Here is a 24,561-nt window from a genome sequence, read left to right as displayed (position 1 = left end):
CTGCGTAACGTGCTGAACTACATCACAAGCAAGGCCTACCTCCGGGAGCCAAGCTACCAGCGCTGGCGGCTGCAACGCGCCTTCTAGGATTGGTCTCTTCGCATGCTTCTTGCATGCGTCGATCATCCGCTCGTCGATCTCCTGCGCGCTTGGATGGAGCTCGGCACAAGCTGAGAATGCTGATCTTGCGCCCTCTAACGACCGGCGCTGCTCAGCTGTGGCCTTTGGTGAGGCCCTTGGTGAGGCCAGGAGTGGACTACAGCGCGCTGCCGTCAAGGCTCCGTAACCTTCCGCGTCGGACCTTGCGGCAAGATAACCGAAACTGAAATCGTGGCTGAGCGCTCCGAGGTGCTCGGCCCTCAGAGAACCTAGTTTATGCAGAGTATCTATATCGCTGGCGCCGGCTCGGGCAGCGGAAAATCGGTCATTGTGCTTGGCTTCATGGAGATGCTCTCGGCGGTCAACCGACGCGTTGGCTTTTTTCGTCCCGTGGTGAGCGGGCCGGTCGAGCAGGACAATCTGACCAGTCTGATCCGCCATCGCTACGATCTGCCGTTTCCAGCCGAGATGCTCTACGGCTGCACCGCGCAGATGGCCAGCGAGCTCGCGGCCGCCGGGCATTACGACGAGCTACTGAAGCTGATCCTGAACAAGTTCATGCTGCTCGACGAGCAGTGCGATATGGTGCTCTGTGCTGGTACCGATTATGACGGCCTGGTGCCTTCACTCGAGTTCGATTTCAACGCCGATCTGGCCAACAACTTCGGTTGCAGCATCGTGGTCGTGGTCAAGGGCTTTCAGCGCAGTTCGGAGGAGGCGCTGCACGCGGTGCACATGGCGCACGAGTCGATGATCGACCGTGGCGGTGATCTGCTGGCGACCGTGGTCAACGGCGTCCATCCGGATTATGTGGACGTGGTCAAACGGCGGGCGCAGGCGGTGCTGCCGCAGACCGAGACCCTGCACGTGCTGCCCGAGAGCGAGGCGCTTGGCAAGCCCACCATCGGTGAGATCCACAAGATGCTGCAGACCGAGCGGCTCTGTGGCGAGGACGATGCGCTGACTCAGGTGGTGAGCAACTACAAGGTGGCGGCCATGGAGGTGCCAGACTTCCTCAACTACATTGAGGATGGCTGTTTGATCATCACTGCTGGCGATCGCAGCGACATCATCCTCGCCAGTCTTGCCGCCGACGTTGCCAACTCCTTTCCGCGCGTCGCTGGGCTGCTGCTTACGGGAGGGCTGAAGCCGGCTGAGAATGTCCAGCGTCTGCTGTTTGGCCTGCGGCGCAGTAAGGTGGCTGTGCTCTTCACCCACCGCGATACCTTCCAGACTGCGCTAGCGGTGAATAAGGTCGAATCGGTGATCCTGCCCGGTGACGAGCGCAAGATTGCCGCGGCGCTTGGCGTGTTTGAAAGCGCAGTCGACATCAAGGGGTTGCAACAGAGTATTGCGTTGCATGAAACCTCGCGTATTTCGCCGCTGATGTTCGAGTACGAGTTGATCCAGCGCGCCAAGTCGCAGCGCAAGTGCATCGTGCTTCCCGAGGGTCATGACGAGCGCATCTTGCGCGCCGCTGAGATCCTCATCCTGCGTGGGGTCGCCGAGCTGGTGTTACTGGGGAATCCGGAGAAGATACACCGCCGGATCGGTGAGCTCGGCCTGCAGCTGGAAGGTATCCAGATCATCGATCCGATCAACTCACCGAAGCGTGCTGAATACGCGGCCGTCTACCATAGCTTGCGGGCGCACAAGGGCCTCTCCGAGCAGGGTGCGTTCGATGCGCTCGAGGACGTGAGCTACTTCGGTACCCTGATGGTCTATTCCGGTGACGCCGACGGTATGGTTTCCGGTGCGCAGCACACCACCCAGCACACTATCCGTCCTTCCTTCGAGACGATCAAGACAAAGCCAGAGACCAAACTGGTGTCGAGCGTCTTCTTCATGTGCATGCCGGATCGGGTGCTGGTGTACGGCGACTGTGCGGTCAATCCAAACCCCGACGCCGAGCAGCTCGCCGATATCGCGATCACCTCGGCCGGTACTGCTGCCGCGTTCGGGGTCGAGCCGCGGATTGCGATGCTGTCCTATTCGACCGGCTCCTCCGGCAAGGGGGCCGATGTCGAGAAGGTCAGGGAGGCGGTGGCGATTGCACGCAAGCGCCGACCTGATCTTAAGCTTGAGGGACCGATTCAATACGACGCCGCCGTCGATGCCAGTGTCGCGCGCTCGAAGATGCCGGATAGCGAGGTTGCCGGCCAGGCGACGGTGTTCATCTTTCCGGACCTGAATACCGGCAACAACACCTACAAGGCGGTGCAGCGCAGCGCTGGTGCTGTCGCCATCGGTCCAGTGCTGCAGGGCCTGAACAAGCCGGTCAATGACCTCAGCCGCGGCTGTACGGTGACCGATATCGTCAATACAGTCGCGATCACCGCGATCCAGGCGCAGGCCATGGAGGATACAGCATGAAGGTTCTGGTGCTGAATTCCGGCAGCTCGTCGATCAAGTTCCAATTGTTCCAATGCGACGATTGGGGCGTGCTCGCCTCCGGGGCAGTGACGCGCATCGGTGAGTCAGAGGCCCTGATGCGCTGCGCCTGGACCGATGCCGAGGGTGTGCAGCAGAGTTTGGAGCAGCGTGCCGCCATACCTGACCATCATCGTGGGCTGCAGCGCATTGCCGAGGCCCTGGCCCAGACCGGCAGCCTTGCCGACGCCTCGGAGCTGCTCGCGGTCGGCCATCGCGTGGTGCATGGCGGCGAGGCCTTTCACGCTCCGACCTTGGTTGATGACGACATCATTGAAGCGATACGCCAGGTGATCCCGCTAGCGCCACTGCACAACCCGGCCAATCTGGATGGCATTCTGGTTGCGCGCGAGCTGTTCCCGAGCATCCCGCAGGTCGCGGTCTTCGATACCGCCTTCCATCAGACGATGCCGCGCACGGCCTATCGATACGCGGTTCCAGATTACCTGTATCGCGAGCACGGGGTTCGGCGCTATGGGTTCCACGGCACCTCACATCACTACGTCGGCCGACGTGCTGCCGAGTTGCTCGACAAGCCGTTCGAGCAGTGCAATCTGATTACCCTACATCTGGGCAACGGCGCTAGCGCCACGGCCATTCGCGAGGGCAGCAGCATCGATACCTCGATGGGCATGACGCCGCTCGAGGGGTTGGTGATGGGCACCCGCAGCGGCGACATCGATCCCGCGGTGCCGTTCTACCTGAGTAAGCATCTGGGTCTCGATAACGAGACCTTGGAGGGGCTGTTGAACCGCCAAAGCGGTCTGCTCGGCCTCTGCGGTGATAACGACATGCGCGAGATCCAGCGCCGAGCCGAGGCCGGTGAAGAGGCCGCTGAGCTCGCGCTTGGGGTCACGGCGCATCGGCTGAAGAAGTACATCGGGGCCTATCTCGCTGAGCTTGGCCCTACCGATGCACTGGTCTTCACTGGCGGCATCGGCGAGAATTCCGCCGAGCTGCGCTTGCGCGCCTGCGCTGGGCTCGAGCATCTCGGTATCCATCTGGATGCCGGAGTGAATGCCGAGGTCTCGACACAGGAGCGTGCGGTCTCGCGCCCGGAGAGTCCGATCAAGGTCTTGGTCATTCCAACCAATGAGGAGCTGCAGATCGCGCGAGAGACGGTCGAGGCCGTGAGTTGAGTGCTTGTTTTGGTTGGCACGGATCAACACCGAAATCGATTGGGCCGTTATCATAAACGGTCGATTCTTCGCTTGACTTGATCCCGATGAATACCCCCGTCAGCCTGCATCCAACAGGCGCTGCCTTGCTTTTCGACATCTTGCTGGAGCTCGGTGTCGAGGTCATCTTTGGCCACACCGGCGGTGCCGTGATTCCCTTGCACGTGGAGCTGAACAAGCGGATGCATCGGGGCGAACCGGTGCCGCGCTTCGTGCTCTGTCGTCAAGAAGGCGGCGCCGGCCATGCCGCTGAGGGCTATGCCCGCGCCAGTGGGCGCGTCGGCGTCGCACTCGCGACCTCGGGGCCAGGCGCGAGCAATCTCGCGACGCCGATCGCCGATGCGCACAAGGATTCGGTACCGACGGTCTTCATCACCGGCCAGGTGCCGAGTCACGCCATCGGCAGCGACGCCTTCCAGGAGGTCGATACCGTTGGCTTCACCCGGCCGATCTCCAAGCACAACTATCTGGTACGCGACGTCAGCGATCTCGACTGGATGCTGCGCGAGGCCTTCGCGCTGGCCCAGCAGGGCCGGCCGGGACCGGTGGTGATCGACATCTGCAAGGATGTGCAGCTGGCGGCTTGCATGAGCGTGCACCCGGCTCGACGCCGGCATCGGCCCGAGGTGCCCTTCGAGGCCGAGCGTGCTGATGCCATCTTAGACGCGCTCTGCGCGGCCGAGCGCCCGGTGATCAAGGCCGGCGGCGGTATTATCCATGCCGGTGCGGCAGCGGCCCTTTGTCGTCTGGCCGAGCGCTTCGAGGTGCCGGTGACGACCACCTTCAACGCGCTTGGTGCGGTGCCCTTCGGCGCCCCGTATTACCTCGGCATGCCAGGGATGCACGGCAGTGTCCCCGCCAACTATGCGCTGCGTGACGCCGACCTGATCCTGAGCCTGGGCGGGCGCTTCGATGATCGAGTGGCGGTCAAGGATTTCGCCCTGGGTAAGCGCATCGCGCATGTCGATATCGATCCATCCGAGATCGACAAGACCATCAAGACCGATCTGCACCTGGTCGCGTCGCTGACCGCGTTTCTGGATCATGCGCTGGCGAGCACCCGCCAGGCTCGCCACCCCCGCTGGCTGGCGCAGGTGGCTGACTGGCGGCAGCAGTTGCCATTACCCTATGCCAGCGGTGAGTACATCAAGCCCCAGGCGGTGGTCGAGACCCTATCGGAGCTGACCGCCGGCAACGCGACCCTGGTGACGGGCGTTGGCCAGCATCAGATGTGGTCGGCCCAGTATTATCGTTTCCAACGGCCGCGGCAGTGGATCAGCTCGGGCGGACTTGGCACCATGGGCTTCGGCCTGCCGGCGGCGATCGGTGCCTGGTACGCGGCACCAGACCTGCCGGTCGTCCTGGTCGATGGCGATGGCAGCTTCCAGATGAATATCCAGGAGCTGGCCACCGTGGTGGCCAATGCGATCCCGCTGAAGATGTTCGTACTCAACAACAGCTTCCTCGGCATGGTGCGTCAGTGGGAAGACATGATGGACGGCGGCCATCATTACGAGACCTGCCTGGCCCGACGCGAGGATTGTGTGCCGCACTGCAATCTGGTCGATCAGACCTGTCGCCGTCAGTTGCCAAACCTGCTGGGCCTCAAACAGGTGTATCCGCGGCTCGAGACCCTGCGCGTGAAGACACCTCAGGATCTGCGCGATGTGCTGGATCAGGCCCTCGCCTTACCAGGCCCGGTCTTGGTCGACGTCTGGATCGACAAGGCCGAGGATGTGCTACCGATGGTGCTTCCGGGCGGTCGATTCGACACCATGATCGAATCCTAAGCCGCCATTCGCCACGGCAAGCGCGGCGCTTGCTGTGGGCGAAAAGGGATCAAGGGTTGGCAAGGACGCTTTTCTGAGCGCTGCTTTCTTGTGTCTTCAAGGTGGCTGTGCTAGTTGTAATCAGTAAAAACAACCAAGCCACCGCATGCCCCCACTGGGTAACCTATCGCTTCAGGAGGATCACTGCCAATGACTGCCTTTTCACAACTCCATGCACAGAATCACAAGATCACCGAGCTCTCGAACGTCTTTCTGTACCTGATCCAGAGTCGGGAGATGTGCGATACCGAGACCGCCTGTGACGTCTTCTTCGAATACACCGGCAAGGTGCGCGAGCACATCGAGCTGGTCGATCGTGAGCTCTGCGGTCGTTTGATCTCCTACCCCGATCAGTCGGTGAAGAATACCGCCAGCCGCTTCCTCTCCGGCTCGACCGAGATCAAGCGCATCTTCAACAAGTATCTGAAGGACTGGTGCTCGGAGCCGCATCGCCGGCTGCAGATCCGCGATTACAGCGAGTTCTTGAGCGAGACAGAGCAAATGTTTGCGTTGGTGCTCGATCGTATCCAACGCGAGACCGAGCACCTGTATCCGCTGATCCGCAAGCTCGAAGAGAAGGACAAGGTCGCCGCCTGACCTGCACCTGGACTCAGCTGACATCTCGCTGAGCGCGGGCCATAAGCCATGGCCTGCGCGCTTGGCCCTTGAAGTGCTCGCCGGTTGCGCCGACCTCTTACCGCACCCTGCACCAAACGGCATTGGAGATCGGCCATGCATCGCGCGAAGTTAGACGAGACAGCCCTTGCAACCTCATTGCAATTGCTCAACGCCGGCGCCGGAGCTGGCGCACCCTGGTCGATCCAAGACGGTAAGCTGCATAAGACCTTTCACTTCCGCGACTTCAGTGAGGCCTTCGGCTTCATGACCCGGGTCGCGCTGGCTGCCGAGGCGATGGATCACCATCCCAACTGGTCCAACGTCTACAAGACGGTTCATGTCGATCTCAGCACCCATGACGCTGGCGGGATCACCGAGCTGGACTTCACGCTTGCTGCACGGATGGACGCGATTGCCGGGTAATGTCCTCTCAAGATGTCTGCGCAAGCCGGTGCTCGAAATGGCTGAGGAGCCTTGAGCGCAGGTTTTTCTCTTTGTGCTTGGCCGCTGCCAAGAGGCGCTTGTCGGCCACACCCATCAAGGTCTCCTGAGCCCCCTTGGCGTGCTCGTCCTCTGGCTGACGCTGCACATAGCTGCCGTCTGGCTGCATGTCCCAGGCCGAGCGCTGGTCGGCGAATTGCACATCCAGAATCAAGCGCAGCTCCTGGCGCAGGTCCGGGTCCTCAACCGGTGCGTGGACCTCAACGCGGCTTTCCAGGTTGCGTCGCATCATGTCGGCTGAGCCGATGTAGTACTCCTCCTCACCGCCATTGCGGAAGTAGAGGATGCGGCCGTGCTCGAGGAAGCGACCGACGATGCTGACCACGCGCGCGTGCTCGCTCAGGCCGGGTAAGCCAGAGCGGAAGCGGCAGGTGTCGCGCACGATCAGGTCGACCTTGACGCCGGCCCGCGAGGCCTTGTAGAGGGCGCGGGCGATGTCGGCGTCCTCCAAGGCGTTCATCTTCATCTGGATCAAGCCGGCACCCCGCTCGCGCTCGTGCACCGCGATCTCGCGCTCGATCTTCTCCAGGATGCCGCGCTTAAGCGTATAGGGTGCGGCCAGGATCTTGCGGTAGCTCGGTGGTGGCGAGTAGCCGGTCAGATAGTTAAAAAGCTCGGTCAGGTCTTGGCCGATGTCCTCGTCGCAGCCGAGCATGCCGAGATCGGTGTAGAGCTTGGCGGTGCCGCCGTGATAGTTGCCCGTGCCGATGTGGTAGTAGCGGCGCAGTTGTGAATAGTCGCGCCGCACCACGAAGATCAGCTTGCAGTGCGTCTTCAGACCAACCACACCATAGGTGACATGGATGCCTTCGGCCTCTAGGCGCCGGGCCCAGCCGATATTGGCCGCCTCGTCGAAGCGCGCCTTCAGCTCGACCATCACTGCGACCTGCTTGCCGTTGCGTGCGGCCTTGATCAGTGCGTCGAGGATGGCGCCGCCCGAGGTGCGGTACAGCGTCATCTTGATCGCTAGCACCTTGGGGTCCTTGGCGGCCGTGGTCAAGAAGCGCTCGACCGTGGTCGAAAAGGATTCGTAGGGGTGCTGCAGCAGCAGCGGGCCGTTCTCGCGGATGATATGGAAGATGTTGCGCCGATCATTGCCAAGGATGGGATGATCGCCGGAGCGATGCGGCTTGTCGTGCAGCTCGGGGATGTCCAGACTGGCTAGCTCGAACAGATCGCGGCGGCCCATCAGCCCGCCGACCTCGTAGACGTCATCGGCCTCGTTCAGGCCGAGCTCGGCCGCAAGCATGCCGCGATGCCCGGGGTCCATGCCCGCTTGCACCTCGAGCCGGACGATCGGCGCGAAGTGACGCTCGCGCAGCTCGGTCTCGATCATCTCCAGCAGATCGTTGGCCGCCTCTTCCTCGGGCTCGACGATGGCGTTGCGCGTGACCCGAAACAGCTCGCAGCTCTCGATCTCCATACCCGGAAAGAGCATGTCGAGATTGTGGACGATGAGGTCGTCTAGCGTCACAAAGGTATTGAGCCCATCGACCTGGATCAGCCGCTTGGAGACGTCCTTGCTCACGGGTACCTTGACGCGCGCCATGTAGGTATCGCTGCCACCGGGGAAGCGCAGCCGCACTAGCAGATTCAAGGCGAGGTTGGAGATAAAGGGGAAGGGGTGCGCCGGGTCCATCGCTAGCGGCGTGATCATCGGGAAGATGTTGGTGCGGAAATGCTCACGCAGCCGCTCGCGTGTCTCGGTCGATAACGCATGCACCTCGACCAGGTAGATGTCGTATGCCTCTAGTGCCGTCATCACCTCGCGATAGATGCGCTCCTGCTCGGCCTGGATGTCGGCGATCTCGGCGCGACACTCGTCGAGCTGTTGCATGGGGGTGCGGCCATCGACGGTCTGGCTGTGCACGCCGGCGGCAATCTGCTGCTTGAGACCACCGATGCGCTTCATGAAGAATTCGTCGAGGTTATTGCTGACGATGGCGAGGAACTTGACGCGCTCCAGCAATGGGGTGCGCGGATCATCGGCCTCGTGCAAGACGCGGCGGTTGAAGGCGAGCCAGGTCAGCTCGCGATTGAGGTAAAGTGAGGGGTCGTCTAGGTCCGGCTCTGGGTTGGTGACCGGCGCATCGGTGTCGACCCTATCGATATCGGCGTCATCGTCTTCGATGATCGGTTCTGCGCTGGCGTCGGTCATCTTGGCTCCCCGGTATGGGCTAGGTGATCGTTGATCTGATGGCTAATCTGAATTGGCTCAGTGGCTCTTGGCGACTCGGTATCCTAACAGCGCTTGGTTGCAAGCGTATGAGTCAAGCGGGTTTATGGGACCGCATCCGAGGGTTTACGCTGTTGATAGGTCGCGATGTCTGCTTCCCGCATTGATCAAGTGTACGCCGGTGCTGATGCGCCGCGCGGTGACTTCGTCTTCGATGAGCGCGTGGCGCGCGTGTTCTCAGATATGATCGCGCGCTCGGTGCCAGGCTGGCTCGAGCTGCTGCGCCTGATCGGGCTGATCGGTGGGCGCTTGGCTCAGCCTGGATCGCGCGTCTACGATCTCGGCTGCTCGCTAGGGGCGACCAGTGCCAGCCTGCTAGCACGTCTGCCTGAGACCGAAGGCGCTGAAGGGGTTCGAGTCTATGCCATCGATCGGGCACCAGCGATGCTCGAGGAGCTGCGTCTGCGGCTCAAGCCGGAGATCGAGCGTGGGCGGTTACAGTCGATCTGCGCCGATCTGCTCGACCTGATGATCACGGATGCAAGCCTGGTGGTGATGAACCTCACGCTGCAGTTCATCGCCCCCGAGCAGCGCCTGTCGCTGCTGCGTCGTATCCGTCAGGGTCTGCGTCCTGGCGGCGCCTTGATCCTCGCCGAGAAGGTCGAGGTGGTCGAAGACGGCGGACTCCTGACCCAGCTGCATGCGGACTTCAAGGCGGCGCAGGGCTACAGCCAGCTCGAGATCGCGCGCAAGCGCACCGCGCTGGAGCAGGTGCTGATTCCAGACCGCATCGCCGAGCATCAGGCGCGGATGCGGGAGGCCGGTTTCGAGCGTATCGAGCCCTTCTTCCAGTGTCTCAACTTCGTTGGCTGGATCGCGCGCTGATGGCGACGACCAAGCGCCAACCAGGCCGAGCAGGTTCGTCAGGTCTGCCCCGTCGGAGTGCTCGATCCCTCGCGCGAGCCGAGGCCCCAGATGACCCTGCTGTCGAGGACGCCGATGCCTCCGATCAGGCTGGCGTCGAGGCCACGGCTGCGGTCGAGCACGCCCTATTGCAACGATTCGAGCCGTTCCTCGAGAGACTGCGTGCGACGATGCTCTCTCCATGGGACGGTCTCCTGCGGCGTCTGACCCTAGAGCGGTTGCATCCAGCCCGGCACGGTGACCTTGGCGACTGGCTTGAGGTGCTGGAAAGCCTCTCGGACCACGGTCTACCGCCCCCTCATGCCTCGCGTCCGATACTCGATCAGCCCTGTGTCGGCGTCGCTGCCGAGCCAGCCTTGTCGGCCGAGGCGAGCGCGCATCTGAGCGGAGCGCTCCAGCAACTGCATCCCTGGCGCAAGGGGCCATTCTGCCTGCATGGGATCGAGATCGATGCCGAGTGGCGCTCGGACTGGAAATGGGCGCGACTCGCTGATGCCATTGCGCCACTAGCGGGGCGGCGGGTGCTCGATGTTGGCTGCGGCAATGGCTACTACGGTTTCCGTGCCCTGGGTGCCGGCGCTGACTGGGTGCTTGGCATCGATCCGACGCTGCGCTTCGTGCTGCAGTTCCTGGCCTTGGAGCAGGTCATCGGCACTGAGCGGCTGGCGGTGTTTCCACTGGCCGATGATGATCTACCGAGCCTCTGTGGGCTGGCCTCGGGTGGGATCGACACCCTGTTCTCGATGGGCGTTCTCTATCACCGGCGCGATCCGATACAGCATCTGACCCGGTTGCGAGACTGTCTCCGGCCGGGCGGGGAGCTCGTTCTCGAGACGCTCGTGATCGACCGCCCTGGCGGCGAGCCTGTGCCTCGGGAGACCCTCGTGCCGACTGGTCGCTACGCGCAGATGCGCAACGTGCACGCGATCCCGAGCATCGCGACGCTCGGTGACTGGATCAAGACGGCGGGCTACCGCGATCTCCAGCTGGTCGACCTGTCCTGCACGAGCATCCAGGAGCAACGCTCGACGTCGTGGATGCGCTTTCATTCGCTCGCGGAGTTTCTCGACCCCGACAACCCAAGTCTGACGATCGAGGGCCATCCGGCTCCAGTGCGCGCCCTGCTGCTCGCGCGACGACCCAGTTGACCTGAATTCCAACCCATGATCGCTGTCGAAGCGCTGTCAGCGCCAGTAAGACGCCATCTGCGATGGGTCATCACTGCGCTTCGTCGTTGTGATCCTGGCTGTGCGCCACGACACTAGGGAGGCGCTGAGTGTCAAGAATCCCGCGCTGACCAGTGGCTGTCTGGCGGTGCCCACAGCTGTCGCCTAAAACGCTAGCTCGAGCGTTGGCCGCAGTCCGGGCCCCAGCGCTGACCTGGCAGAGCGGTCTGGCCGATCTGACACCACCGGGCCCATTCGCTGCGTTTTGCCCGCCATCTCCCCCTGTTGTGAGCATCCTGTGTGAGCCGTCTGCTAAAAATCTTCCTCCCGATCCTCATCCTTGCCATCGGCTTTGGTGCCTTTCGATTGCTGGTCGCAACCAAGCCAGAGAAGGCGTCACCCACCGTGCAAGAACGGGTCTGGCGGGTTGAAGTGACCCCGGTCGAGCTGCTCGAGGCCGCACCACAGCTCGAGCTCTACGGCCGCGTCGAGACCCCGGACCTGCTGCGGGCCACGGCCTCGGCCTCGGCCTGGGTGACCGAGGTCCTGGTGCAGGATGGCGACTTCGTCGCTGAAGGCACGCTGCTGCTGCGCCTGGACGAGCGCGACTTCGCGCCCCGTATCGATCAGGTCCAGGCAGAGATCGCCGATCTGCAGGCCCAGATCGCCAGCGAGAAGAACCGCTTCGAGACCGATCGGCTGGCGCTCGCGCAGGAGCAGCGTCTGCTCGAGCTTGCCCAGGATGCGGTCGCGCGTCAGCAGCGCCTGAAGACGCAACAGGTGGGTGCTGAGCAGGCGCTGGATGATGCCAAGCGCACCGAGGCTCAGCAGCAGTTGACGGTAACCAGCCGCGAGATGAGCATTGCCGATCATCCAAGCCGACTGCGCGGACTCGAGGCGCGGCTCGCCAGCGCCGAAGCACGTCTGGCGGAGCTCAGGCTCGAGCTCGAGCGCGCCACCGTCAGAGCGCCCTACGATGGCATCCTGACCAGTGTCGAGGTCACCGAGGGCGACCAGGTCACCAAAGGCGAGACCTTGCTCCGGCTCTATGCAACCGACAGCCTCGAGATCCGCGCGCGTATCCCGGCACCCTACCAAGGCGAGTTGATCGAGGCGGTCAAGCAGGACCGTCGGCTGGTGGCGAGCGCAACCATTGGCGCCGAGTCGTTACCGCTGCGCTTTGACCGCCTAGCTGGCGAGGCTGAGCCAAGCGGCGTCGATGCCCTATTTCATCTCGCGGGTGATCCGACGCTGGTGCGCCTCGGGCAACTGCTCACGGTCCATCTCGAGCGTCCGATGCGCGAAGCAGTGGTAGAGGTGCCCTTCCGCGCGGTCTATGGCGGCGACCGCCTCTATGTGGTCAAGGACGGTCGCATGCAGGGGGTCGATGTCGAGAGTCTCGGCACCCGCATCGGTGCCGATGGTGAGGAGCGGCTGTTGGTGCGGTCGGATCAGCTCGCCGCCGGCGATGCGCTGGTGACGACGCATATGCCAAACGCCATCGAGGGGCTGCGGGTGGCGATCGTCGGTAGCGAGCCGCCTGACGTTGCCGCGACCGGGGCCGTGACTGGGGCCGTGACTGGGGCGCGCGAGGCAGGAGGCCATTGATGGGAGCCAGACGCCTGGAGACCGCCGGCCAACATCGTTCCGACATCATCGGCATCTTCGCCCACCATAAGGTCGCCGCGAATCTGCTGATGGTGATCCTGCTATTGAGCGGTGCCTTCGCGCTGGATCGGCTCAATGTGCAGTTCTTCCCGACCTTCGAACTCGACATCGTCTCGGTGCGGGTGGTCTGGACCGGCGCCAGCGCCGAAGACATCGAAGACGGCATCACCAATCCGCTCGAGCAGCGGCTACGTACCGTTGATGATCTCGACAAGATGACCTCGACCTCGAGCCAGGGCATCTCGTCGATCACGCTCGAGTTCAAGGAGGGCGTCGACCCGCTGTTGGCGCTGGATGAGGTCCGGCGGGCCGTGGATGAGTTCCGCAACTTCCCGCAGGATGCCGAGAAGCCCGAGGTCTCCCTGATCAGCCGCTACGAGCAGGTCGCACGGCTGGTGATCACGGGTCTCGACGATCGCGCCGAGATGCGCCGCCTAGTGCGCCGATTCGAGACCGAGCTGCTCGAGCGCGGCCTGGATCAGGTGCAGATCAACGGTCTGCCGAGCGAGGAGATCCGCATCCAGGTCGACACCGATGAGCTCGAGCAGCTTGGCGTCGGCCTGCGAGACATCGGTCAGCGCGTCAGTGATTTCAGCCTCGACCTACCGGCTGGCTCGGTGGGTCGCGACGAGGGCTCGCGTGAGCTTCGCAGCCTGGACAAGCGCCGAGAGCCGCTGGGCTTCGAGCAGATCCCGGTGCGCGCCGATCAGGAGCTTCGGGTCGAGCTGGGTGATGTCGCCGAGATCGAGCGTGCGCCACGCGATCGCTCGGTGCTGCTCTCGGTCGATGGGCAGCCGGCGGTGGAGATGGTGCTGCAGCGAAGCGAGCGCGGCGATACCCTTGAGGCCGCGCGCGCCTTCCAGCAATGGCTGGACGATACCCGTCCGACCCTCCCGCCCGGGATCGAGATCACCGTCTACGATGCCTCCTGGGAGCTGGTGCGCGATCGCATCATGCTGTTGGTGACCAATGGCGTTGGCGGGCTGGTGCTGGTCGTCGCGATCCTCTACCTGTTCTTAACCGGCCGGGTCGCATTCTGGGTCGCCTGGGGCATTCCGGTCTCCTTCGCGGCGACCCTGTTCATCCTCTATCTGGTCGGTGGCAGCATCAACATGCTCAGCCTGTTCGCGCTGATCATGGCGCTCGGCATCATCGTCGACGACGCCATCGTCGTTGGTGAGGATGCGATGGCGCACTATCAGATGGGTGAGGACCCCTTACTCGCCGCCGAGGGTGGCGCGCGGCGGATGTTGGCGCCGGTCATCGCCTCCTCGTTGACCACCATCGCCGCCTTTCTGCCGCTGATTCTCGTCGGCGGGCGCATCGGTAATATCCTAGGGGCCATCCCGATTGTGATCATCTGTGCCATCCTGGCCTCGTTGGTCGAGGGCTTTCTGGTGTTGCCGGGCCATCTGCGCAACGCCTTCGTGCACACGCACAAGGTCAAGCCGCATTCGCTGCGCGCTCGGCTTGATCGTGGCTTCGAGTGGTTTCGCGATCGGGCCTTTCGGCCGCTCGTGGTGGTCGCTGTGCGCCAGCGCTTCGCGACCGTTGCCGCCGCCATTGCGCTGTTAACGGTCGCCATCGGGCTGCTCGCTGGGGGGCGGCTTGGCTTTGTGTTCTTCCCAACGCCAGAATCCCAGATCCTCAACGCCAATGTCACCTTTGCCGCGGGTACGCCGCGGGCTCGTGTCGATGCCTTCCTGGACCATCTCGAGGCGACCCTCTACCAGACCGAGCAGGAACTCGACCAAGGCGATCTGATCAATTTGGTGCTGGCCTTTCATGGCTCCAAGAGCGGTGGCGGTGCCGGTGGCGGGGCGACAGCGGATCAGCTGGGGTCGTTGCAGATCGAGCTGGTGGAGCCGGATCTGCGCAACGTCCGCAACAACGATTTGATCCGCGCCTGGCGTGAGCGCATTCAACTGCCGGCCGGGCTTGAGTCGCTGAACATCACCGCGCGCCGGGTCGGGCCGCCTGGGCGCGATCTCACCATCCGTCTCACCGGCGGTAGCGCCGATGAGCTCAAGTCCGCGGCGCTGGCCCTGTCCGAGACCATCGCTGGCATCGATGGTGTGCTCGAGGTCGAGGACGACATGTCTTACGGGCGCGAGCAGTTGATCTATCGGCTGACGCCGGTCGGCGAGGCGCTGGGCTTGACCGTCGCCGATCTCGGCCGCCAATTGCGCACGGCCTTTGATGGCCAGCTGGTGCAGATCTTTCAGGATGGCGCCGACGAGGTCGAGGTCCGGGTCAAGCTGCCAACCGCCGAGCGCGGCACCCTGGCGAGTCTCTATCGGCTCAACGTGCGCACGCCAACGGGTGAATCTGTCCCGCTGACCGCGGTGGCCGAGTGGGAATCGCGTCGCGGCTTCGAGGTCTTGCGCCATGCCGAAGGCAAGCTGGCGGTTGAGGTAACTGCCGATGTTGATAACAACGTCACCACCGTTGGCGAGGTCACCGCGGGCCTTGAGGACGGAACCTTGGAGCAGCTGCAGCGCGACTACGGCATCGACTACTCGTTCGAGGGTCGCTCGGCCGACCAACGCGATACCCTGTCGGACATGCGCAAGGGCCTGGTGCTGGGGCTGATCCTGATCTATTTGATCTTGGCCTGGGTGTTTTCGTCTTACGGCTGGCCGCTGGTTGTCATGGCGGTGATCCCGTTCGGGTTGACTGGCGCCCTGTTCGGCCACTGGGTCATGGGCATCGATCTGACCATCTTGTCGCTGTTCGGTATGTTCGGTCTCTCCGGTATCGTGGTCAACGACTCGATCATCCTGGTCAGCTTCTACAAGCAGTTGCGCCGCGAGGGGCTGTCGATCCAGCAGGCGCTGATCGAAGCCGCGAGTCAACGCCTGCGCGCGGTGCTGCTGACGTCGCTGACGACCATCGCCGGACTCACTCCGCTGCTGTTCGAGACCTCGTATCAGGCCCAGTTCCTGATCCCGATGGCGACCTCGATCGCCTTTGGGCTCGGCTTTGCAACCCTGCTGATCCTGTTGGTGATTCCGGCGCTGCTATCGATGCACGAGAGTGCGCACGGGCGGTTGCAACGATGGTTTGGTCCCGCATCCAGCCTGCCGACGCCGCCGTCTGCATCGCCTGAATCAGGGTAGACTGTCGCGCTGATTGTGGCGCGGACGTTAGGACTCTGGAGTGATCTTGGCTCGTTTCATGTCTTTGACTCGGCAGAGCAGACTCTGCTTTGCACTTGGGCCCACTAGGCGATTAGCGGCTAGGGGACTGTTCTATGTGCTGCTCGCGCTGTCGATGCTGATAACGCAGCCGCTCCTCGCTCAAGGCCTCGGCCAGCGCCTGCCAACGGCGATCGCCCCTGATGCCAATCCGCTCAGGCCGCCAGACACCTCAAGCCCAAGGGCGACCATTGCCAGCCTGATCCTGAACCTGGATCGCGTCTATCTGATCGGCAAGGACCCGGATCGGCCGGGCCAGGAGACGATTCCGCCACTGCGTCGCGCGGTGCGGACCCTGGATCTCAGTGAGGTCCCCCGCGCCTTTGCGGATGCTGTCGGGGTCGAGGTCGCGCTCTTGCTGAAAGAGGTCATCGATCGTGTCGGACTGCCACCCTACGCCAGTATTCCGGATGCCGAGCAGGTCGAGCGCGAGGCCCTGACCCAGTGGCGGATACCCAATACCGAGATCCTGCTCCAGCAGGTGCAAGACGGGCCAAGGGCGGGGTCCTGGCTGTTTAGCACCGATACCGTCGACCGTGCCGAGGGCTTCTTTGCGAGCGTTGAGGATCTGTCTTATCTGCCGCAGGGCTCGACCCCGGGCATCTATCGTGCGTATACGCTGACACCTGGCAGCGGCATCGATTTCACCTGGGCCGACAATCAAGCGCTGCCGCCTTGGCTCGCCGAAGAGTGGCTGGGGCAGGCGGCCTGGCAGTGGCTCGCCGCTGCGGTTGCTGTGATCGGCGCGATCGTCATCGCCTTCTTGGTCTACCGGCTCGCTCGTCGCGCCGAGCGTCGCGCCGGGGCCCAGCTCGGCCGAGAGACGCGCTGGCGAACCATGGCCGCACTGGTGCTCGCGCTGTTGCTCAGTGCCGGCGTCCACCTGCTGATCAGTTGGCAGATCAATTTCACCGGCTCGATGCTGCAACACATCGCGCGCATCTTCGTCGTCATCGAATATTCTCTGCTGGCTTGGTTGGTCGCAGTGGTCTTCAGCCGCATCCCAGAGGTCATCATTCGCTCGCGCCGACTGCGGCCGCGTGGCATCGATAGCCAGTTGCTGCGTCTTGGCTTCAAGCTCCTGATCGTGATTGCGATTGCCGCCATGGTGATCGATGCCGCCGACCGGATCGGCCTACCCGCCTATTCGGTGCTTACAGGGCTTGGCGTTGGCAGCTTGGCCATCGCGCTCGCCGCCCGCGAGACCCTGGCCAATCTGCTCGGCTCGATCGCGATCATGCTCGATCGCCCCTTTGCGATCGGCGACTGGATCAAGCTCAACGACGCCGAGGGCACGGTCGAGGACATCGGCTTTCGCAGCACGCGGATTCGTACCTTCTACGATTCCCAACTCTCGGTGCCGAACTCGGTCACCATGGGTGCGACCATCGATAACATGGGCCGACGCAACTATCGGCGCGTCTATACCACTCTGGCGGTCCGCTACGACACACCGCCAGAGCGCATCGAGGCCTTTGTTGAAGGCATTAAGGCCGTGATCATTGCGGCGCCAAGCACACGCAAGGATGAATTCCATGTGGTGCTGAACGATTTCGCGCCAAGCAGCCTTAGCATCATGCTCTACTTCTTTCTGCAGGTCCCGGACTGGTCAACGGAATTGGTCGAGCGTCAGCGCGTGCTGCTCGAGATCGTCCGTCTTGCCGAACGGCTCGAGGTCAAGTTTGCGTTCCCGACCCAGACTGTCGAAGTTGAGCGTTTGCCGGAGCTGTCTTCGGCAGTTGTCTCGTCGTAAAGGTAGCGGCTTGCGTTCGCTGCTGGGTAGATGAGCAAGGCTGCCAGGGGCTTCTTGAACAAGGATTCCGCAGCTTGACGCGAGCACATCCTCGCTCTAGCGTTCTCCAAGATGACAACGGCTTAATGGGGCAATCGTCGTCAACCGTTCGCTCCACACCCAAGGGGTGCCCAGATGCCTGCTGCCGCCAAGGCCTTACCCATCACTGAGGATCTCCGGCCCACCGAGGACGAGCTGATGAATGCCGACGGGCGCTGCGCCACGACCCCCTCTACCAGGCCTTCGTCTGTCCGCAGTGGCAGCAAGAAGAACAGGCCCGACAGCAGGCAGAAGCGGAGCGCGACGCCACCCGCATCGCCGCCGTCACCAAGCTACAGGCGCTGGGTCTCGAGCCGCTGCAGATCGCCGAAGCGCTTGATCTCGACCGCGCGCTGGTTACTGCCATCCTGGATGCGTGCTGAGAGCAAACAAAGGCCTTTTGACGCAACCTCAGCACCTGACCGGTCTATTCTTCGGGAATTGCCCTAGACTCTTCAGTATCGATTGTTCGGTGCAGACTTTTCGCGCTATCCGACACGAGGTCTCGATGTCCCCACTCTTGCAGCGCATCAGCATTGATCCTCAGGTCTGCTTTGGCAAACCCTGCATCGCGGGCACCCGCATCTGGGTCTCCCTGGTTCTGGACTGGATGGCAGCAGGGATGACAGAGCGCGAGATCCTTGAGGACTATCCTCAGCTGACCCGAGAGGATCTGCTCGCCGCCATCGCCTACGGCGCCGAAATCGCCCGCGAGCGGATCATCCCGATCCAAACCCAAATCGAGAATAAGCCCGCGGCGTGAAGCTCAAGCTCGACGAGAACATCGGGACCCGCGGTCAGCGTCTGCTGGCCGAAGCCGGTCATGATGTGTCGACCGTGCTGGAGCAGGCCCTGAGCGGTGCGCCGGACGACGAGCTCTTCAATCGTTGCGCGGACGAGGGGCGGGTACTGATCACGCTGGATCACGACTTCGCCCAAACGCTGCGGTATGCGCCCGAGCAATCTGCCGGGCTGGTCGTTCTGGAGTTGCCGAAACGGGCCGGGCCCGAAGTTCTCCTGAACCGCGTGCGCGAGTTGATTGCCGCGCTTGAGCAACGTCCGCTCAACCGAGAGCTTTGGATCATTGAGCCCGGGCGGATTCGCGTTCATCAGCGCGACGCAGGCTGAGTGAGTTAGTCTGCACATCGCTCGCAAGAGAAGGGATCAAATAAGCACTGCACCATGTCGATATCGAGACCAAGGGTCAGTACAACGACGATGCCGACATCAAGGCCAAGGCGGCCGAGCGTTGGGTGCAGGCGATGAGCCAGCTCGGCGAGTATGGGCGCTGGGCGTATCTGTTGGTCGATGATCCGCCGGCGCTGCTGCCGATGTTGGATCGGCTCGCCGATGCGGACGCTGTCGCGACCAGCGCTGTCGTTATCTCCAGTGGTGGCGGTGCATGAATGGGCGTCAAGACCAGAGGTGAGCGGCCTTGCAGCATTCAACCGCGGACCTCGGTGGCTACTTGAACAAGGATTCCGCGGCTTGGCGTAGGTGGTCTCCATCCTGCGTGTTGCTCGCGTCTTGGGGCACTGCGGGCTGCGGTGCGGGATCGAAATGCTCGCAGAAGTTGGCGCGGACCTTATCGGCGATCGGCTCGGCGAGCGGCTCAAGGCAGTCATTGGGGCGCCCGCGCTGATAGAGTCGGCAATTACGGCAAGCGCGCGTGGGCTTGCTGCAGCTCAGGCAGTGATTCTCGCGCCCATAGTCGGCGCGCGTCAGACCCGCGCCACAGTGCCAGCAATGACCGATGATGTCAGGTTTCATGATGACCTCGTCCGTCAGATTCAGGTTGCCCCGTACCAGCCAATTCAGCTGCCGCACCAGGATCGCAGTTCGATCAATGCACTCACAGACCTTGTGGACAAGCTTGTTGATCGATGCTCGATAAGCGGTCCGATTGATCGGCCAGACAAGCGCTTGCGCGCTCCGAGATTGCTGAGATCAATGAGCAGCCAAATCAATAAAACAATGACTTAGCGTTCGTGTCGGCCTGTACTACGAGAACGTCTAGGCGCCTTGTTGTCAACCCCAGTTTATCCACGCCTCCTGTGGATAACCCTGTGCACAGTCAGATCGGCTCAGGCGCTCAGCCCTTGCCATGATGACGGTTTCGTCACCGCAGCGTCAGATTGGTGCGCGACTAATCAAGCTGGGGCTTGTTGCAGACGAGCGGGCAGCCGACCCTACCGGAGCGGCCCGAAACGCTGGCTCAGCACCCCGATATCACGTTCGATCCAAGAGGTTACATGGACCTGTCCGGTCTCGTGGGCAATCGCGCACCGGTTATGGCGCAGCAGCAGCGGCACCGGCTCGATGCCTCGATTGGATTGAAGCACCAGATAAGGCCGAAACGCCAACGCGTTCATCGGCGTTGCCCAATCGTCGATGATGCCCATCCACGGCCATTGCAGCCCAAAGGGCTCGGTCGCGCTCAGCCTGATGCAGTCCGCGTGGGACTCCGCGAGCAGGTTCTGAAGTCCGCGGGTCGCTGTCCACCAGGCCGCGGACTTGGCCAGCAGCAGCATCACCATGCAGGTTGCGATCAGCGTGCTGATCCGGGCGCGTCCATCGAGGACGGTCTCTGCGCCCTTGTTGCTGACCCGCTCCAGTAGCAGCGGAGCCAGGACCACCGCCGAGGTGAGCCCCATCAGCACCAGCCCGAGCACAAAGCTCAGCCCCGACTTGAGCTTGACGCCGTCTCCATTCAGGATCTCGAGACCGATCAGAAGCGCAATCACCGGCAATAGCCAGGCGACTGCTTCGGAAAGCCGCAGGCTCCAAAGGCGCAGCGCGCCGCGCGCGAGCATCCCCGCCGCTGAGAGGACCCCCAGCAACAGCGCAACCCCGAGCAGCAGGTGTTGGCCAAGCGTCTCAGTCATCAGGTAATGGAGCGCGGAATGGGCCTCGAGGCGCCCACGCTCATAGCTGTTGGCGCCTATGATCGTCCAGGCCAAACGGAACAGGCCGCCGGCCAACAACAGCCCGGCAATCCACGCCCAGGCCTTTTGCAGGCTCGGCCGCAGCCAGGCCAGGGTGGCAGCGAGCAGAGCCAACGCGAACGCCGGCAAGAACGCCAACGGATGCAGCGCCACCAGCATGGGCGCTGCGATGCTCGCGTAGAACTGCGTCCAAGCCCGCTCGGGCGCGAGCAGCATCGCCAGCACCAGTGGCCAGGTGAGATAAAGGCTCGACAGCAGCTCCGAGACACCTGAGAAATTGACCAGGTTGAGCGTGAACCAGAGCAGCGGGAACAACATGAGCGCCGGCGCCTGGCGCCGCACGAGCAGCCAGCACCCGAGCAGCGAGGTCACCGGCAAGGCGATGTAGCTCAGGGAGAAGATGTGCCGCAGCATAACCGCATCCTCGACCAGTGGCGCCGCCCAGACGGTTGGCAGCTGGGGCAACAGCGCTGTGAAACGCAGATTCGGCAGCTCGGCAACGCCTTGCGTGGCGATCTTGAAGAAGTACCAGGCGCCGTCCTGGAAGAGCGGCAGTCCGACGAGCGCGCTGATGACATAGGCGCAGACAACCGCCAACAGCCCGATATCGATCGCATGATGACCGGCAACCTTCGGGCTAGGGAAGGGCCGCTGGATGTTAGGGCGCATCTGTGTCGGTTGGCTCGAGCCTTGAAAAGGTGTTGGTGCGTTTCAATAGCATATTCGACCGATTCGAACCCTTACCCGTGAGCCTGCCAGCTGTCCAACGCTTGGGTTTACACTCAGATCAAGCTGCAGGCCACTCGACGCTGATCCCTTGAGTTGTGTTATGACCGACCTGATTGCTTTGCTGTACATAAGTCCGGCCTCGGACTCGCTGAGCGAAGAGGACTTGTTCAATATATTGCAAGTCTCCAGAGTCAATAATCAGCGAAACGATGTCACTGGTGTTCTCTGCTCAGGGGGGTGGCCACTTCATTCAGGTCTTGGAAGGGCCTCAAAAAGAGGTCCTGAAAAGCTACCTATGCATCCTCGATGACCCACGCCATACGGACTGCCTGCTGATCGGCATCACGCCATTAAGGAACAGGATCTTCAATGAATGGGCCATGGGCCACATCAATGTGACAGCTGAGCACATGCGCGAGCGTCGAGAGGCGCTGATCAACTGTTTGCACGGCCAGCATCAGAGCAATGGTCCAGAGTTGGTTCAGATCATGCGGTCTCTGATCAACGGCGCATCAAGCACCTAGCCTAGATCAGCGCCGATTCCTTGTGCCGCATTCGCCCTGCCGCGCGCTAGCATGCCCGACCTCATCCTGGCCCTGAAGGAGCAGCCGTATCATAGTCTCGCTCGTCTCGATATCTCTCACATTCTAGTGTCGACCCTTGATTATTCAGGGCCAGACCGGCGTACCGCGGGTGCTGAGCAACAGCACAGCGGCCAAGCCCAGGGCCACGGCCAGCAGTAGCAGCGACAACTGGCGGCGCAGCCAGCCCTCGGCGCGCGTCAGTGCATCCAAGCCGCTCAGGCCATTGCGCTCGCGCGCTAGCCACCAAGCGACCCAGGCCGCTTGCAAGGCTGAGAGTCTTCGCAGCAATCCGCGGGCGAGCTGCCATAGCCAACGGCCGCAGGTGGCCAATGGCCACCAGAGATCACCGACCGGCAGCCAATGGCTCAGTCGTGGCGCTACTCGATATAGGCTCCAGCCGATGACGACCGACGTTAAAAGTCCGAGTCCCAGCGGCCAGAGTAGGGTAGGAAGTGCCCTGAGTGGCGGCCAGGCGAATCCGTCTGCTTGTCCAGCTGTAAGCCCATATGCAAGCCCGTCTGTAAGCCAACTGGCCCAAAACGGCAGGCCGAGTGCAGCGAGGACACTGAGCAGCCAGGCCAGCGGCATCGGTGCGAGAAGGCGCCGATCATCGGATGCCGGCGGTGCAGGTTGGCTCGGCAGGCGCGGGCTCGTGTGATGCTTTCTCGTCTGGCTCGTCTGGCTTGAGTCCGGCGGTTGACTGGTCTGCAGCTGTTGCCTCCATTGACGCCAGAGCGTCCGCGCCATCAGCAGCGTGGTGCCGACGGCGGCTAGACTCAGCCAGACCGTCAAGCCTTTCTCACCGGCTGCGTCGAGCGCCGCCTTGGTGCCCCACTTGGTGATCAGACCGGAGCCCAATACGCCAGCCAGCGACAGCGCGGGCAGCGTCAGCAGGGTCCAGAGCAGCCAGGGAGACAGGCGCGGTGGCTGCTCGCTGATGCCGACACCGAGGAACAGCGCGCCCTTGCTCAAGCCATGGTGGGCGGCAAAGAACACCACCAAGATGCTGAGCCCGGGCCAGCTGTCTGGATGCAGCAGCCCGATTGCGACCAGGGCTGCGATCAGACCCATCTGGCTGACGCTGGAGTAGGCGAGCACGGCCTTGGGATGGCGTTGTGCAACGCCCCATAAGGCTGCGGCGAAGGCGCCGGCCAGGCCGGCTGCCAGCATCGCCAGTCCGAGCCAGTGGAAGGGGCCGTCGACGGTGGTCATGCCCAGCGGCAGCGTGCTCATCCAGCCGACCAGGCCGGCCTTGATCATCGCGCCGCTGAGCACCGCGCTGGCGGGGGTGGGCGCAACCGGATGCGCCAGCGGCAGCCAGAGGTGAAGCCCGATCACCCCGGCCTTGACCCCGAAGCCCAGCCAGAGCAGCAGTCCCATCCAGAGGCCCATCTCAGCCGTTGCCAGGGTCGCCCGCAGCTGCGATAGGGTCAGTGCCGAGCCGGTGCCGGCACCCCAGAGCAAGCCGGCCAGGATCATGCTTTCCCCGAGCACGGCCATGACCAGATAGGCCAGACCACCGGTGCGTGCCTCGTGGCTGCCATTGTGGATCACCAACGCGTAAGCCGAGAAGGTCATTAGCGCGAAGCCAAGGTAGAAGCTGGCGATATCCTCGGCGACGAGCAGCAGCAGATTGCCGCAGAGCGTCAGCGGCCAAAAGAGCGCGAAGCGCAGCAGCCGCCCGCGACTCTTGTGGTCGCCGGCTGCGGCCTTGGCCTGCTCGGCGGCGAGGTAGCCGCGAGCATACCAGCCCGCCAGTGCCCACAGCAGTGCGGTGAAGGCCAGCAGCAGCCGGCGTTGGTCGTCGAGCTCCCAGTATCCTCCCAGCATCCAGGCCTCCAGCCAGAGGCTGCCATCGGCACCCAGCACGGCGAGCGTGAGCGCCGGCCAGGGGGCGCTAATCCAGAGCCAGTCTAGTGGCCATTTCCGGGACTGCCTCAGGGAGCGGTTTAGGGTGCTGTTCCGGTGATGGCGCGGCTGGTCGAAGCCAATCAGCGCCCAGAATGCAGTTCGCAGTCCCAGCAGCAGGGGCCACAGCAGTGCTGTGAAGAGCAAAGGCGCGAGGGGCAGGCGCGCGAGGGGGAAGGGTGTAAGGCTCAGCTCGGTCATAACGCGAGATAGGTCTGATCCACCACCCGCGTCGCCCACTGCAACGGACTGAAAGGCAGCCCCGCCAGCATCCCGGCCAGCAGACTCAGCAGCGCTGTGGCTAGCGCCGGCAGCAGCAGCCAGGCGCTGGTCTCGAGCCGGCTCGGCGCGCGCTCGGCCGGCCAGGCGCCGACCCCTTGCGCTGGTCCTGGTCGAAACCAGAGTCGATTGAGGATGGGCAGGAAGTAGGCCGCGTTGAGCAGGGTGCTGGCCACCAGCACCGCGATCACCCAGGGCATCTCGGCCTGCACCGCGCCCATGCCGAGCATCCATTTGCTGATGAAGCCGACCACCGGCGGCATGCCGATCATGCCGAGCGCGCCGATGGTGAAGGCCAGACTGCTCAGTGGCATGCGCCGGCCAACGCCGTCGAGTTCATCGATGCGGTGAATCCCCAGTTCTTCGGCATAATTGCCAGCGCAGAAGAACAGGGTCACCTTCATCAGTCCCTGATGCAGCAGGTGCGCGAGCGCGGCGACGGTGCCGAGCGGGCCGAACAGCCCGATCCCGAGCACGATGTAGGACACCTGACTGACCG

Annotated in this window: 19 protein-coding genes and 1 pseudogene; 15 read left to right on the top strand and 5 right to left on the bottom strand. The window is 63.1% G+C overall.

All coding sequences use genetic code 11. The features are described from left to right. Nucleotides 1–375: 375 nt before the first annotated feature. The 5 genes from pta (at nucleotide 376) to ACY693_RS01965 (ending at nucleotide 6,577) form a co-directional block, all read left to right on the top strand. A complete protein-coding gene (gene pta, locus ACY693_RS01985; protein WP_462320154.1) occupies nucleotides 376–2,472 on the top strand; it encodes a phosphate acetyltransferase in 2,097 nt (698 codons plus the stop codon). Next, entirely contained in the window at nucleotides 2,469–3,668 is a 1,200-nt protein-coding gene (locus ACY693_RS01980; protein WP_462320153.1) for an acetate/propionate family kinase, read from the top strand. Before pta ends, ACY693_RS01980 begins: the two co-directional genes overlap by 4 nt. An 86-nt stretch (nucleotides 3,669–3,754) precedes the next feature. Then, entirely contained in the window at nucleotides 3,755–5,497 is a 1,743-nt protein-coding gene (gene ilvB / locus ACY693_RS01975; protein WP_462320152.1) for a biosynthetic-type acetolactate synthase large subunit, read from the top strand. 189 nt (nucleotides 5,498–5,686) lie between these two features. Continuing rightward, a complete protein-coding gene (locus ACY693_RS01970; protein WP_462320151.1) occupies nucleotides 5,687–6,133 on the top strand; it encodes a hypothetical protein in 447 nt (148 codons plus the stop codon). 135 nt (nucleotides 6,134–6,268) lie between these two features. Continuing rightward, complete coding sequence (locus ACY693_RS01965) at nucleotides 6,269–6,577, top strand: 4a-hydroxytetrahydrobiopterin dehydratase (RefSeq protein ID WP_462320150.1); 309 nt, start codon at nucleotides 6,269–6,271, stop codon at nucleotides 6,575–6,577. A 7-nt stretch (nucleotides 6,578–6,584) separates the two neighbouring features. Here ACY693_RS01965 and ppk1 read toward each other — a convergent pair whose 3' ends face one another. Next, nucleotides 6,585–8,813 carry a polyphosphate kinase 1 gene (gene ppk1 / locus ACY693_RS01960; protein ID WP_462320149.1) on the bottom strand — a complete coding sequence of 743 codons (2,229 nt, stop codon included), beginning with the start codon at nucleotides 8,811–8,813 and terminating at the stop codon, nucleotides 6,585–6,587. Between the two features lie 165 nt (nucleotides 8,814–8,978). Between ppk1 and cmoA the strand changes: the two genes are divergently transcribed. The 8 genes and pseudogenes from cmoA to ACY693_RS01920 form a co-directional block, all read left to right on the top strand. After that, on the top strand, nucleotides 8,979–9,716 hold the full coding sequence (cmoA, locus tag ACY693_RS01955) for a carboxy-S-adenosyl-L-methionine synthase CmoA (protein WP_462320148.1): 738 nt from the start codon (nucleotides 8,979–8,981) through the stop codon (nucleotides 9,714–9,716). Then, a complete protein-coding gene (gene cmoB, locus ACY693_RS01950; protein ID WP_462320147.1) occupies nucleotides 9,716–10,903 on the top strand; it encodes a tRNA 5-methoxyuridine(34)/uridine 5-oxyacetic acid(34) synthase CmoB in 1,188 nt (395 codons plus the stop codon). Before cmoA ends, cmoB begins: the two co-directional genes overlap by 1 nt. A 318-nt stretch (nucleotides 10,904–11,221) precedes the next feature. Further along, nucleotides 11,222–12,529 carry an efflux RND transporter periplasmic adaptor subunit gene (locus tag ACY693_RS01945; protein ID WP_462320146.1) on the top strand — a complete coding sequence of 436 codons (1,308 nt, stop codon included), beginning with the start codon at nucleotides 11,222–11,224 and terminating at the stop codon, nucleotides 12,527–12,529. Next, nucleotides 12,529–15,708: an efflux RND transporter permease subunit gene (locus ACY693_RS01940; protein ID WP_462320145.1), complete on the top strand. Its 3,180-nt coding sequence runs from the start codon at nucleotides 12,529–12,531 to the stop codon at nucleotides 15,706–15,708. Before ACY693_RS01945 ends, ACY693_RS01940 begins: the two co-directional genes overlap by 1 nt. Before the next feature lie 154 nt (nucleotides 15,709–15,862). Beyond that, nucleotides 15,863–17,539 (top strand): mechanosensitive ion channel family protein, encoded by a 1,677-nt coding sequence (locus ACY693_RS01935; protein WP_462320144.1) that lies wholly within the window; start codon nucleotides 15,863–15,865, stop codon nucleotides 17,537–17,539. A gap of 586 nt (nucleotides 17,540–18,125) precedes the next feature. Then, nucleotides 18,126–18,380, top strand: coding sequence for a DUF433 domain-containing protein (locus tag ACY693_RS01930; RefSeq protein WP_462320143.1), 255 nt, complete (start codon nucleotides 18,126–18,128; stop codon nucleotides 18,378–18,380). After that, the gene (locus ACY693_RS01925) at nucleotides 18,377–18,745 is read left to right on the top strand and encodes a DUF5615 family PIN-like protein (RefSeq protein WP_462320142.1); all 369 of its coding nucleotides are present in this window, start codon (nucleotides 18,377–18,379) and stop codon (nucleotides 18,743–18,745) included. The genes ACY693_RS01930 and ACY693_RS01925 overlap by 4 nt, the downstream gene beginning before the upstream one ends. A gap of 62 nt (nucleotides 18,746–18,807) precedes the next feature. Continuing rightward, a pseudogene (locus ACY693_RS01920) lies at nucleotides 18,808–19,023 on the top strand (hypothetical protein); the annotation flags it as partial. A gap of 58 nt (nucleotides 19,024–19,081) precedes the next feature. Here the strand turns inward: ACY693_RS01920 and ACY693_RS01915 are convergent. Further along, nucleotides 19,082–19,387 carry a hypothetical protein gene (locus ACY693_RS01915; RefSeq protein WP_462320141.1) on the bottom strand — a complete coding sequence of 102 codons (306 nt, stop codon included), beginning with the start codon at nucleotides 19,385–19,387 and terminating at the stop codon, nucleotides 19,082–19,084. 419 nt (nucleotides 19,388–19,806) lie between these two features. Next, nucleotides 19,807–21,231, bottom strand: coding sequence for a hypothetical protein (locus ACY693_RS01910; RefSeq protein ID WP_462320140.1), 1,425 nt, complete (start codon nucleotides 21,229–21,231; stop codon nucleotides 19,807–19,809). A 160-nt stretch (nucleotides 21,232–21,391) separates the two neighbouring features. Between ACY693_RS01910 and ACY693_RS01905 the strand changes: the two genes are divergently transcribed. Both ACY693_RS01905 and ACY693_RS01900 read left to right on the top strand, forming a co-directional pair. Continuing rightward, nucleotides 21,392–21,601 carry a BLUF domain-containing protein gene (locus ACY693_RS01905; RefSeq protein WP_462320139.1) on the top strand — a complete coding sequence of 70 codons (210 nt, stop codon included), beginning with the start codon at nucleotides 21,392–21,394 and terminating at the stop codon, nucleotides 21,599–21,601. After that, nucleotides 21,501–21,815 carry a BLUF domain-containing protein gene (locus ACY693_RS01900; RefSeq protein WP_462320138.1) on the top strand — a complete coding sequence of 105 codons (315 nt, stop codon included), beginning with the start codon at nucleotides 21,501–21,503 and terminating at the stop codon, nucleotides 21,813–21,815. The genes ACY693_RS01905 and ACY693_RS01900 overlap by 101 nt, the downstream gene beginning before the upstream one ends. 144 nt (nucleotides 21,816–21,959) lie before the next feature. On the opposite strand, the gene ACY693_RS01895 is transcribed toward ACY693_RS01900, so the two are convergent. Together ACY693_RS01895 and ACY693_RS01890 are read right to left on the bottom strand one after the other, a co-directional pair. Next, nucleotides 21,960–23,984, bottom strand: coding sequence for a proton-conducting transporter transmembrane domain-containing protein (locus tag ACY693_RS01895; RefSeq protein ID WP_462320137.1), 2,025 nt, complete (start codon nucleotides 23,982–23,984; stop codon nucleotides 21,960–21,962). Beyond that, nucleotides 23,981–24,561 (bottom strand): proton-conducting transporter transmembrane domain-containing protein (locus ACY693_RS01890; RefSeq protein WP_462320136.1); only part of this gene is annotated, 581 nt, incomplete at its 5' end. The genes ACY693_RS01895 and ACY693_RS01890, both read right to left, overlap by 4 nt.

It is taken from the genome of Halochromatium sp. (assembly GCF_054919635.1).
The sequence above is the reverse complement of the archived record's forward strand: the minus strand, read 5'-3'. Positions and strand labels throughout refer to the sequence as shown.

Bases quoted from the DNA above. Each gene is read 5' to 3' on its own strand.
- ACY693_RS01935 (WP_462320144.1), top strand. From the start codon at position 15,863: ATGCTGATAACGCAGCCGCTCCTCGCTCAAGGCCTCGGCCAGCGCCTG.
- ACY693_RS01895 (WP_462320137.1), bottom strand. From the start codon at position 23,984: ATGACCGAGCTGAGCCTTACACCCTTCCCCCTCGCGCGCCTGCCCCTC.
- ACY693_RS01980 (WP_462320153.1), top strand. From the start codon at position 2,469: ATGAAGGTTCTGGTGCTGAATTCCGGCAGCTCGTCGATCAAGTTCCAA.
- pta (WP_462320154.1), top strand. From the start codon at position 376: ATGCAGAGTATCTATATCGCTGGCGCCGGCTCGGGCAGCGGAAAATCG.
- ACY693_RS01915 (WP_462320141.1), bottom strand. From the start codon at position 19,387: ATGAAACCTGACATCATCGGTCATTGCTGGCACTGTGGCGCGGGTCTG.
- ACY693_RS01970 (WP_462320151.1), top strand. From the start codon at position 5,687: ATGACTGCCTTTTCACAACTCCATGCACAGAATCACAAGATCACCGAG.
- ACY693_RS01930 (WP_462320143.1), top strand. From the start codon at position 18,126: ATGTCCCCACTCTTGCAGCGCATCAGCATTGATCCTCAGGTCTGCTTT.
- ACY693_RS01965 (WP_462320150.1), top strand. From the start codon at position 6,269: ATGCATCGCGCGAAGTTAGACGAGACAGCCCTTGCAACCTCATTGCAA.
- ACY693_RS01905 (WP_462320139.1), top strand. From the start codon at position 21,392: ATGACCGACCTGATTGCTTTGCTGTACATAAGTCCGGCCTCGGACTCG.
- ACY693_RS01910 (WP_462320140.1), bottom strand. From the start codon at position 21,231: ATGCGCCCTAACATCCAGCGGCCCTTCCCTAGCCCGAAGGTTGCCGGT.
- cmoA (WP_462320148.1), top strand. From the start codon at position 8,979: ATGTCTGCTTCCCGCATTGATCAAGTGTACGCCGGTGCTGATGCGCCG.
- ppk1 (WP_462320149.1), bottom strand. From the start codon at position 8,813: ATGACCGACGCCAGCGCAGAACCGATCATCGAAGACGATGACGCCGAT.
- ACY693_RS01900 (WP_462320138.1), top strand. From the start codon at position 21,501: ATGTCACTGGTGTTCTCTGCTCAGGGGGGTGGCCACTTCATTCAGGTC.
- cmoB (WP_462320147.1), top strand. From the start codon at position 9,716: ATGGCGACGACCAAGCGCCAACCAGGCCGAGCAGGTTCGTCAGGTCTG.
- ACY693_RS01940 (WP_462320145.1), top strand. From the start codon at position 12,529: ATGGGAGCCAGACGCCTGGAGACCGCCGGCCAACATCGTTCCGACATC.
- ilvB (WP_462320152.1), top strand. From the start codon at position 3,755: ATGAATACCCCCGTCAGCCTGCATCCAACAGGCGCTGCCTTGCTTTTC.